4 protein-coding genes are annotated in these 11,952 nt (G+C 59.8%); 1 reads left to right on the forward strand and 3 read right to left on the reverse strand.

The annotated features are described in order from the left end of the window. A partial coding sequence (locus tag ACFWAY_RS51325; RefSeq protein WP_378516190.1) for a hypothetical protein occupies positions 1–380 on the forward strand: 380 nt, incomplete at its 5' end. Positions 381–760: 380 nt separating this feature from the next. Here the strand turns inward: ACFWAY_RS51325 and ACFWAY_RS51330 are convergent. From ACFWAY_RS51330 to ACFWAY_RS51340, 3 genes are all read right to left on the reverse strand, one after another. Further along, positions 761–4,279: a hypothetical protein gene (locus tag ACFWAY_RS51330; protein WP_378516191.1), complete on the reverse strand. Its 3,519-nt coding sequence runs from the start codon at positions 4,277–4,279 to the stop codon at positions 761–763. Next, positions 4,272–9,287, reverse strand: coding sequence for a PQQ-binding-like beta-propeller repeat protein (locus tag ACFWAY_RS51335; RefSeq protein ID WP_378516192.1), 5,016 nt, complete (start codon positions 9,285–9,287; stop codon positions 4,272–4,274). The genes ACFWAY_RS51330 and ACFWAY_RS51335 overlap by 8 nt, the downstream gene beginning before the upstream one ends. A gap of 177 nt (positions 9,288–9,464) precedes the next feature. Next, entirely contained in the window at positions 9,465–10,328 is an 864-nt protein-coding gene (locus tag ACFWAY_RS51340) for a caspase family protein (RefSeq protein ID WP_378516193.1), read from the reverse strand. Between the last annotated feature and the right edge of the window lie 1,624 nt (positions 10,329–11,952).

Genomic DNA, 11,952 nt, shown 5'->3' on the forward strand with positions numbered 1-11,952 from the left:
GCACGGGCACCTGTCCTCCGTTGGCCGCGGCGTCGTTGATGCGGATCAAGGCGGCTATTCAGGCTCAGGTCGCGGCCGTGTTCGGCATCTTCTCGTTGACCCGTGTGGCGTTGACCCGTGTGGCGCTGGGCGCAGGGCACTCTCGAAGGCGGGGGACCAGGAATCCTGACATGGAGGTCGTGCGCATCTGGTCGATCGGCGGTCTGATCTGCGGATTCGGCGTGTTGTCGTCTTGCAAACTCGTTGGCAATGCTAATAAGAGAGTGAGCTATTTCATGCGAAAGTCCGGCCTGCGCGTCGATGCCGTCGACCTGGCCAGAGGCACCGATCCGCACGCAGCTGGGAGACCGGGATGGGCAGGCCCGGAAGTACCAGGTTGAGACCGGGCGGTACCGTATGCAGGCCTGCCGGTGATGAACACGTGCGGGTTGGCAGCCAAACTGCGCGCGGAGGCCGAACGGGGCTCCGCCCAGGCCTCCGACCGGCGGGCCGGGGCGATCACCGCCGGCGCGCCCTGGTCGCAGCCGCGTCGCTACGCGCCGATCTGGCGTACATATCTGGGCCACTTTCCGAACCGCACCCCTATCACCAGCGCAAACCGCCTCAGCCGCCACGAAAAGCGGCCGGCCTGGTGCAATTTAGGCCAGAGGCCTTTGCGGCGTTTATATCCCGCGAGAGGATCGGCCAATCGAATGGCTCCGTCAAGAATCAGATCTATTCCCGTTTGAAGGGAACACCCACTTCGTTCAGCACGCGTACTCTACGGCCGTGCTTTGGTCGATTGCCACGCTGCTGGGAGCACGATCGTGTCGACATATATGTTACGTTGCACCAGTTCGTTCGGTTCGTCCGTATCGGGACCTTTGAACATCTCGAACTCCCGCAGCCGAATACGTAAGCGCCCGCGTGTTTCCGGAAGCGTGAACGGCGGCAGTTGGCCTCCTGCGGTTCTGGTAAGCCTGCCTCCAGAGACCGGACGCCATGCCGGAATCTGTGGATCCGCGTTCAGGTCGTCGATGACGAGATCCAATGTTTCTGGGTCGATTCCCGGATCGCATGTCTCGAGAACTGCATCGAGGCCGTTCAAAGGATTCGGCGAGGTTCCCTCCACCGTCACGAGCACGGTGTTATCGGATCTATCGACGACTACCCGTCGGTCAGGCAGCAGCGGAACCTTGCCGGTCAGCACGATAGGTGAGAGCTCCAGTCCGTCCAGACTATTGGGCTGATAACGGGCGACGGCGAGCTGCACGAAGGGGTTGTAAGAAGGACTGCCATCGAGGATCGCGAGCTCGATATCGGCATACCAGTTTTCACCGTTGGGACGCAGATTGAATGGAACTAGGGCGACCTCTGCACCGGCCTCGGCCGACATGAGGATGCTGGCCGCTGCTGCCGGTGTTCGAAACAGTTCCGGTCTAGGGTGCAGTGGCGTCTCAGGGGTTCCGAACAGCGGATCGCGACCGATTTTTGTGACAAGGTGGCTGGAGGTGGCGGGAGAATCGGGACTCGGTGCTACGACGATGGCGAGTTGCTCGCCCTCGCCCGTCTCGAACCAGGGACGTGCGACTACGACTCTGAGCCTTTGGCCCTGTCTCGTGTGTTCGAGGCGGTCGGCACCTGGTTGGGTTCGTCGCCAACGGAAGGTCGGTGAAACTCCTGAGATAGTCGGTGCGGTGGGTCGGGTGGAGGACAGAATGTTGACGGGCGTTTGAGCAAGGCTCACTTGGAATGCTGTGTCGTGCTCGGTGGATTTGAAGTACTCGCGAAATCGGCTGGACGCGTTGAGGGTATAGGTGACTATGCGATGCTTGGTATCACCGAACTCGTGCCGGACTTGGAGTTGTGGTGGTGCACCACGGGCTATCGTCTCGCTGTGTAGATGAGGGACGGTAACTGCGTGGGTGTGAATGTCTGCTTGGGGGCCGACGTCTTCGACTTCCGTCCAAGTGGCGGTTACGTCGATGCGGCCGGTACTGTCGGTGTTGAGACCGGCACCGGTGGCTACAGGTGTGAAGGTAGGCTCGAGGAGCGCTGTCGTGTCGTGCGGGTGACGGCCCACACGGCTGTCAGGTAGGTTCCACATCGGCTCGGCAAGTGGGCGTTTCACTGCATGGACCACTTGGATTTTGCGAGTGGGGGTGACGGCGGCGTTACGTCCAAGTTTGGTGTTTTCCAAGCTTTCAGTTGGTGTGTCCGGAAGGTTGAGAAGATCTATCATCGCCAGATGGTCTTCCATGCCACTTCGAATGGTTGATGACAATTCGATGGTCGCTTGTTCGGCTTTGGCGAGGGTCACTCTTAGCGTGTCGCCGACCCATGCGAGCTTGACCGGCACGGTCGGGTCATCGTGGGCCGCAAGCTCGATTGCCTTCGGGGTCGCGTCCGGCCAATCAGGGGACCACCTAATGCGTCTGCTTTCCGACGTGACGAGACCTCCGGGTTCGGCGGGAACATAAGCATTCACGCCTTCGACTACAGGGTCGGGTAGACCGGAGTCTGCGGCTTTGGCGTGCATCGCACGTTGAGCTAGTTCCCATGTGCGACGATGGTCGGTCTCGTCATCGAACATTCCGTGTTGTTCGACAAGCGTCAAGGATAGGGATGGTGGAAGGACTTCGCGGGTTTCGGCGCGCGGATACTCAGGCTCTGTGGCATGAAGCTGATCAACCGTCATGTCGTGATCGCTACGGATGACAAGCCGGTCGATCGCCGACCCGGGCCCGAATTGGGTTAATGCTCGGACTACCGGCGGCGCCACTTGTTCGTGGCGCCGATAGGTCACGCTGGTGCTGGCTGCTTGTTCGCCCTCGATATCGTCGAGATCGAGGCCGCCACCGGTCATGTCGGCGATACGGACACGCATTTGGTAGCGTTCAGCGAACCGGAGCGCGGGGAGGCGGCCCCGCGGCATTCTGAAGTCCCAGAGAAATGTGTACGGGAGAGGACGAGTGGGATCGTTAATAGGTCCCGGGGTGTCGCCTCGTAGGTTGGGCATCGGCAGGGCAAGGCTCCACCCGTCCCACCGGAGTATTACCTCATCACTTCGAAGCTGGCCGTCCTCGCCCTTCACTGCGGTGTACGCCTTGACGTGCGTTTCCTCGAGTTGGTGTTTTCCACGGTACTCAGCCGCGCCGATGGGGATTTCGTTGACCGAGTATGTGGCGTCACGTTCGCACAGGGAATGCCAGCTAGCGTCTCCCCTTCGTACATCAACACGATAGCCAAGAATTAGGTCGTCGGCGCTCAGCACGGTGTCGGCCATGGATGTGGCAGCTCTCTTTCGCGCTGTTCTGGCTCGCCGGTCGAAGTCGGCACGCCGACCGGGCCGCATCAGCGCAATACCAGTCGAGCGAATCTCCGGTATCGTCGCCCGTATCGATGGGTTGGCCGCTATGTCATGCGCGGTCTGGCGTAACTTTCCGACGACACCGTCGACGTCGAACGTTGCGAGTGCCCACTGCGTGGAATCGGGTTGCGCTATTGGTGAGGTGATGGAACTCGAATCGCGGAGGTCGAGCATGCCGTGCTTTATTTGGCTTGTCGACTCCGGCGACGGTGCCGGCCGGAATACGCTCTCAGTGAGGTCATATCGTGTCCATGGCGGCGTGACTAGGTGCTGTAAAAATGGCGGGTCGACGCACCGAACGGACAGCATTCCCGCGTCGTTCGGTGTGCTGATCTTCAGGTCGGATACTTCGACGAGGATCTCGAACACCAGTCCCAGGTCAATCAGTACCGTCGGGTGTTCCCGCAAGATCGCCACGGTACGGTGGAAGTCGGGAGCTGTGTAGGCCAGCGGCTCGTTGAACTCGCTCGGGCTCGGCGCCGGGGGCTCCGGTGTCACCCACTCGGTAAGTGCAGAGCGGATCACGGCATCCGCGTCGGCACCGGATTTGGCGACGGCTCTGGTGACCATGCTGTAGGTGGTGATAGCCGACGTTGCATCCTGGTAGGTCGGCGATACGACGGGCGCCGGATATGTCTTCGGTTCCCATTCGTTCGTGAGACCAGCATCGCCGCCGAAAAATGCACCCCATATTTCAGACCTAGCGCGCGGTAGATACTGAGGCCGGTGTGTGGCGATGCGCTCGCCGAGCGCTGTTCTAGTCCGAAGTTCGAACGTGGCCTCATTCGTCAGGACATCCGGCCAGTCCTGTAGACCTGCGTCCCGGATGCTGCCTGCAGCGAGTCGCGGGACGACGAGGATTCTGATCGATGCCTTGGACGGTGCCCGCAAGCCGTTGGGAACGGCGACCCACAGCATCTCGCTACTCATCGTGCCCTACCTCGAATACGCTGACGAAGTTGTCGACCGAGGCGCTGACGAGCAATCCACCATCTGGGCCGATCGTGATGTGACGGACCGGCTGTGTGTGAAAGAGCCGGTCCTCCTCAACGCCGGTGTCCGGGTCGAAGAGCTGCACTGAACGGTGATTCGCTGCGACGACGGCGAGGGTGCTACCACTCGGGTCGAACATGAGATCTTCCACCGGCCCGTTGGCCTGGATGGATCGAGGGGGGCTCGCTGCAGGGGCATCGACTCGCCAGATCTCAACCACATTGTCTGTGCCGGGGACGGCAAGCAGTGATCCATCGGCGTTGATCACTGCGACGTTCACCGACCAGCGAAGCTCAATCCGCCGTTTCTGTCGCCCGGTCTCACCATCAATGAGCTGCACGATTCCATCGTTCCCGAGGCTCGCGAGGATTCCTGTCCTGCTGACCGACAGGGCACAGATCCTGCTCTCGTGCATGTAGGGGCTGTACAGCGGTTCGCCGCTGGCGCCCGACAGTATACGGAGGTTGCGGTCGAGGCATGCGGTGGCGATCCAAGTTAGATTGGGACCGACCGCGAGGTGTGTGACAGCGTTCGGATGTAAAGTACTCCAAAGGGGTTGATGATCGTCAGGGTCGGATCCGGGAGTTAGACGCCGTTCGTACATACGGGCGTTGCGATCTTTGCTCGCTGTCACAACGTGCGCGCTGTCGTCACTGAACGCGACGGCGTCGACCCGATCGCCATGTTTGCCGATCCATCTCTGCCCTGTTTCTGTGTCGAACAGGACACAACGTCCGGTGGTTGACCCTACGACTACGCTGCGGCCGTCGGGGCTGGCGGCAATAGTGGCCGCAGAGATTCCTTTCTTCAGTACAAGGTCCGCGGTGCCAGCGCGTATGACGTTCAGCATGGATTCGCTGCCGGTTCCGTCCGTGATGGCGGCGACGATGCCGGCTTCGGCGTTGCTGACGGCGACCGCAGTGACGCGGGCGCAGCAGTCACGGCGAAAGTTGGCAGCTTTCCCGATCTCTGCAACCGTGACGGATCCACGAGCGAGTTCGCCGACGCGATTGCTTTGCATTCCGATAGCAACACGTGATCCGTTGTCGCTGAACGCGATAGCTTCGGAAGACATCAGGTCTTTGACGAAGCCGGTCCACACTCGTGATCCGGTGGTCGTGTCGACAATGTCGCATCCAACTGTCAAGCCCCAAGTGTCCGCCTGTGAGGTGGCCGCAATTTGACTTTTTCCCGGCCGGAATGCCCATCCATTGGGCCGGTAGTGGTCATCGTGAGGGTAGAGCAACTTGGGGTGCCCGTCTGCCGTGGAGTTCACGTGCAGTTTGTGCTCGCCGACGAATGCAATGCATGATTTGTCGGGGCTAAATCGAATCGGTCCATCCGAGTAGGAGTAAGTGGAGATGTCATAGTCGGTTGCTGCTGTGGTCAGGCCTGGTGCTTCAACACGTGACCGCACGCGAGGTGCGCCGTCGGCGTCGGGTTCCAGCTCGTACACGGTGATCGTTCCATCGCGAGCGCTGGCGCAGATTACACCGTCGTTCTGTGACGTAAATGTGCTGGCAGAGGCGGAGGTTCCATGGTCTTCGATTTTCCAAACCGTCTGGCCAGTCTCATTGTTGTACAACGCGGGTGATCCTGTGCATAGGAGGCGGCAGTCGGCACTGAATGTCGCCGCTGCCCCGGATCGCCCGTACTCGTGCAGGCGCATCCCATTGTGGGCGTCGAGAACGAGTACCTGCAACGGTCGAACGCGGTCGTGTGGGTCTCCGGAGGTGACAGTCAACATCCTGCCGTCCGGACTGAACGACGCGAAGGGGCTGTAGATCGGCGTGTCCCAGATTTCGGTACCTGTTGCGGCGTCCAACATTTGCAATCTCTCAATTCCTTGCCAAATACCCTCGACAAGGTGCCCGGCCTTGGTCGAGTACGCGATCCGTTTGCTGTCAGGCGATATGACGATGAAGCTCTTTTGTAGGTAGGCGATGGTGGGCGATCGCCACCGAATCGCCCCTGACTCGGCATCAAGGACGGTAATTGCACCCAAGTCTGCGACGTTCTGTCCGGTTGCGATGATGGAGCATTCGTCCTTGCTCCACGTGAGGTGGGCGACGCCTTCGGGGATCGATGCTTCGAAGATGGTTCGGAGCTCGATCATCGAAGTGCCCTTTCCAGGACGCCGGCGACCGGCGTTCGATGCGTCCAAGTTCGGACGAGGTACATCTTCGCTGGCGAAGGCGGTGCGGTAGTCGCGCCAGCGCTTGAGGCCTTCGTCTTCTGACCGATATTTCTGGTCGATTGCAGGGCGTCGTCGACCACGTCCACCTGCCAACGCCCATTCTCCGCTATCGAGCTCCACTTTGTCGGACCAGAGGGTGAGGTCGATCTCGATGATCATCGTGGCGCGTCCGACGAGCGCATTTTTCTCGGGGTGGTAGGTCAGCGACAGGCATAGTTCGATCGCCACGGAGACTAGGCCGAGTACCTCCAGGCAGCCGCCGATACGTAGATAGCCAGTGACCGTGACGGAGCCTTCGTTGAGGACGAATCTGACGCCGCCGAGCGCATGTACCTCGCCGGCAGCGACGACGAAGTTCACCGCGACGAAGGCGCCGAATTCGAGGCTGGCCTCAAAGCGTTTGAGCCCGTCGCGATCGAGTTGGAGTTCGAGGTAGCCACCGCCGCCGAACATCATCACGCCGAGTTGGAAGGGGTTAGCGCGACTGGCGAATCCGAGTGAGACGGCCACTGGTCTGCCGTCGAACGGAACCTCTATTCCGGCGGTTAGCGCCATGTTGCGCATAACGAAAGCTCCCGCGGAAATGGGAGGCAGCGGAAGCGAGTACCGCACGGCGAGCCCACTTGGGCGCACGTCCAGCAACTTGGCTGCGGTGTCGAGGTCGATCACGTTCTGAAGTGCTTCCAGTAGCTTCAGGTCACCGAGAAATTCGGCCCTTACTCCCGCGATCTGGAGGCTCGGTGAGTTGCCGTCGCTTTGCGTGAATTTCATCGATGCGAAGGTCAGTCGTAGCACCTTCCTTGGTCCAGGTGGGAGCTCGAGTGCGAAATCATTTATGGAGCAGTCTGTTCGATTATGACCTGGTTCAGTGGTGATGGAGAGTTCGAGCCTGGTTGTGGACTTGGATTGGAATGGGCCGAGAGAGGTCAGTTTCACGTCGCGCCACTGCATTCGCGTAGCTGGCGCGGACCCGGCGGTTGGTGTCGCCGTGATCTCCGGGGGTAGTTTCAACTGCGCCAGAAGCGAACGCAAAGGGAACCCGAGGAGATTTGCTTCGTTGTTTCGGAAGAGACTTGCCGGGTTGATGAAGCCCGTGGTCGGGTCAGGTAGCGACTGCAGATCGATCGGGCCGAGGGTACGGGAGACGGCGTTAGACGTGTACTTGGGTGCGACGAGTCCACCTGAGCGGTCGGCGGCGTTGGTGAAATCGATCTCGATTGGGGCTGTCATTTGGAGTATTACGTCCTCGGCCCCGTTCTGAAGGTATTTTTCGGCGAACTTTACGGTCGGTCGGGTGTCCTCTCCTCGAAGGGTGCGCAGTGCGGGTAGCGCTACTTCGAACTCGGTAAGTTTGGCGCGGTACCCATCTTCCAGGGCGGTTCCTTTGCCGACTCCGGCGATGGTGAGGGCGTGTACTTCGTGTACGTCCCCGTTTTCTTTACGGGCGGCTCCGACGAGATCGAGGTTGGTTGGGGCAATGCGAACATGGGTAGTGTCATAGTCGGCAGCAAGCCGAAATGCGACGCCTGGGCTGGGCATCGTGGAAAAGGCGGAGTTGAAGTCCTTCACGAAGATCAACGGGGCGTCGAACTTCACGACGCCCGTCGGGGTGGTGCACTGGATCGGGAATAGCACGGGGTGTTTTTCGGGCGTGAATGGCCAGAAGTGGGTGCTCACGTCTCCCAAGCCGGGCAGTGACATCGTTTGCCAGGTGGGTTTGTCGAGCTTTGTAAACCTAGTCGTCGTAATCTCGACATCGCCCAGTGGGAACGCACGACGGATCGGTCCCTCCTCCGGTGGATGGCGCACGGGCTCGGTAATAGAGAGGGTATTGAAGCTACGCAAAACCGCCGCGCCCCCGGCCGAGGGATCGAAGACTCGCTCGGACACCTCCACATACTCCGCGTGATGGCCGAATGGGTACATCGCGCCCTTCGCCAGGGTGCGGACGTACATGTCACGACCGAGTACGGTGTGGTGCTCCCACTCGTAGTCCTGCCAGATCCCGGACGCATCGAGAGTGCCGCCAAGGCAGCTCAACTCGAGTCGCGTAGCGGCGGCCGGCTGTTGGTTGGTTTCGATTACCAGTTGCATGCGTTCGTTGAGCGATAACGGGATAGGAAAGGTGGGATCTGTCGAGCTTGCTGTCGCGTTGTCGGTGACCCGGAGCGCTAGCCCGGCGTCCAGCACTGATTCTCGCGGAGAAGTTGAGGCATCGGCAAGGATTGTCCGCCAGAGCTCAACAGTGTCGCCTGGTTCCGGCCGAGTCTGATGGCGACAGACAACTGTTCCGGCGGTCGATCGTGTCCGCGGCTCGATCACAACCCGCCACGGCAGTTCGATGGCAGTATCACCGCCGGAAGGAGGCCCGTCGGGTAACAAGATCGGATGGTCCGCAATGGCAGCGAGAATACCTTCGGTGCTGAGCGATACTCGGGTGCCGGCAGCGAAGGCAAACGCCAGCCGACTTGGCGCCGACAGTGCGCCCCTCCAGGTCGGTACGGGATCTCCTGCGCTGCCGGCGGGAATCTGCAATGGCGCCTCCGTATCTGGGAGGGAGGCTTCCTCTGCGATGTGTTGTGGTGGCAGGACGACGACGAGCCGTGCATTGGCGCCAGCGGTCAGGATTGCCGCGCCTGCCGCGTCTACGGTTCCCGTGTTCGTGAAACCGAACCATCGCACACCCACAACCAGAAGGTCGTCCGCCCGAAGAAGCACGAAAGTCGCCATATTGGCGACACCTCCCATTCACGACATCGTCCATGAAGCGTACGAACACCCAGGGTCGTTCCATCACATCAGAAGATTGTGATTATGGAGTAAGACAATTAGTGCGTTCGTCGACGGAAACACCCAAGTCCATTATCCCTCGGCGTGATAACGGAGTGTGTATCTGGCTACTTTTTGTTGAAGAACACCAGGTTCTCAAATTTCGAATGGCCGCTGGTCCACGAATTCTGAATTTGCGTTTATCAAATCCAGGTTGGGGACTTGATCGGGTGGCATCTTCTCAGCGATAGATCCAACAAAGGTGGTGTAACTGCCTTGGTAGAATCCATTCGACCACGTTTGAAGAAGTGCTTGGGTGAACTGTCCGTTCGTTGCTCCGTCATAGGAGTATTGAGAGTCTTGGCAGCCGGCCAGAAGTAGGACACTGGCCTGGATGTCGGCGGCAGACTTACGACCACTGAGTGCCTGCACGAATTGATACGTTTCGCGTCGTCGCTTGTTGTCGTCTCGTTGAACATCCAGGGGCAGGGCCTTCGCCGCGCCGTCAACTATGTTGATGCGATCGGCCTGAGCCTTCGGTAGGGTCCTGACGTTCTCCATTACGCTCTCGCGGGTTTTCTGGATGACGAAATCCCTGATGACGGTACCGCTGTGGCAACTGTCGGAGCACACGACAATCCGCACGTCGCTATCGAACTGGGACCACATCTGATACAGCTCATCATCAACGATCTGGCGGTCGTACGCTACCCAGGTCTCGTCCTTAAAATCGTCTTCCTCGCCGTTCTGGTCCGCGACTTGCCCACCATGGCCCGAATACGTGATCAGACAAATGTCGCCGGACGATGCGTTACAGGCAAGTTGGCTGATCCCGCCAATGATCGCAGATGATGTGGCGTCCTTGTTGAGCAATTTAGTGTTGTGAGAGAATCCTGCAGAGGCGGCCAACTCAGCCATTGCGTTGGCGTCGTTGACGCATCCCGACAATGCTCCATTCCAGCCACCGTAGGCGGTTTTATCTACGATGTTCAGTCCGATGTGTAGGGAGTATCCGGCCATTGTCCGTTACGCCTTTCATGTCGTAATGGTAATATCGGGTTTTGCTCGGTTATGGTCTTGTGCCTATTCCGCTTGCGTATAGTTGTCACGTCCAGTCAAACGTGAACCATGCTTTTAACAAAGGCTGTGCAGACTGTGCCTTAGAGGAGATCGCGCCGGGGCGGGGTAATCTTCTCAGGGCGCGGACTGGGATGATCGGAATTCGCGATGAATAGAAGCCAGAGCGTATGTGGTGGCTAGTGCGAAGCCGCCACAGTGTTACGGATTCCTGAGGGTCGGTCAAGGCTAGGCTGGCGTAAGCACCTTAGCTCACCTCCTCGGACGTTGCATCAAGACCGGTCTGTTTGATTCTTCTCCGTACGAGGGCTGCTGTCACTGATCGTTAGGTTGTGGAAGGGATTCGATTGGGCGGCAGCTCGGCTCACTCCGCAGGAAGATAGATGCGGGCGACACTCCGAACAGGGACGGGATCCCTGGCGGCCGCGCCTTGATCGGACGACCAACTTTCTCCGACCTGGGGCCGTGTTAGCAGGTCCCTCAGTGGGCGGTCTCCCAGATACCACGATGTAGCGCAGGCTATTGACGAGGATCGAGGCTGTGATGGGGCCTGGGCGATGAGTGGTTGGGTGTCGGCCAGGGCTGCGATTTCGACGAGGCGGATGGTTGTGGAGGTCCAGTTGGACATTGCGGGCCCTTCGGGCCGTGAGCCCAAGCGGGTCTCAGGCTCACACCTTCTGGCGACTCCGGCGTGAGTTCGCAGGGTGGTTTCTGCGTCGTATCAGGGCTTGTCCCGGTGGTGGGAGGGGGTTGGCGTTCTCGGGCTGAGACCTGGACCGACTGGAAGCAGCCCACTCGAAGGTGCTCGTTTGGCGGGTCCGTGAGCTGATGCTCGATAATCTGCCCGGCGGGATCTATGTCGAGGGCCGCGACGATCGGCCCTGGCTGGACCTCGCACCCACGTAAAGTCAAGGAAAAGGCGTAGAACACCGATCGCCCACACAGCCCGCACCAGACCCAGAGGTGCGGATCGTGTGGGCGTCACCAGACCCAGAGGTGCGGATCGTGTGGGCGTAATGATGCTGTGACCTGGTGTGATGACATGTCCCTGGTTTGTGATGTGGGGTGCCGGCGACGTGTCGGGGAGTGCCGGCGCCGGGGTGTCGGCGGGCGCGCGGGTGTCTGTTTCGTCAGTTTTGGAGCAGTTTTGAAAGGTGTGGATTCACAACATCTTTGGGTAATAGATTGGTGAATAAGTCTTTACGTGTTATATGCACAAATGTCAGGTTGTATGGTTCGGAATCAGTTGCGAGTAAATAGATTTGGATGCTTAGAGATTTTGGACTGTTTGGGGTGTGTGGGATGGGATGGTATGCTGGTGGGTATGACATGGAGCGGCGCGGGAAGGCGAGTGGGCGGCGGATCGTGCGCACCCTCCCGTTTCCCCGGCCTCGTTGAGGTGTGGGGGACCGGATTGAGCGTTCCGATGAAACGCGTAGGTGAGAACCTAATTTCGGAAACCCAGAGGAGCGAAGCGACTCGATCGACGGCAACGGGAATCAGCCCATGCGAGCCGCGCAGCGGCTCCCTGGCGGGGAGCGCAGCGACTCGCCCCGTCTCCCGGCTG

Source organism: Rhodococcus sp. NPDC059968, from assembly GCF_042738615.1.
In the GTDB taxonomy this organism is placed as follows: Bacteria; Actinomycetota; Actinomycetes; order Mycobacteriales; family Mycobacteriaceae; genus Rhodococcus_F.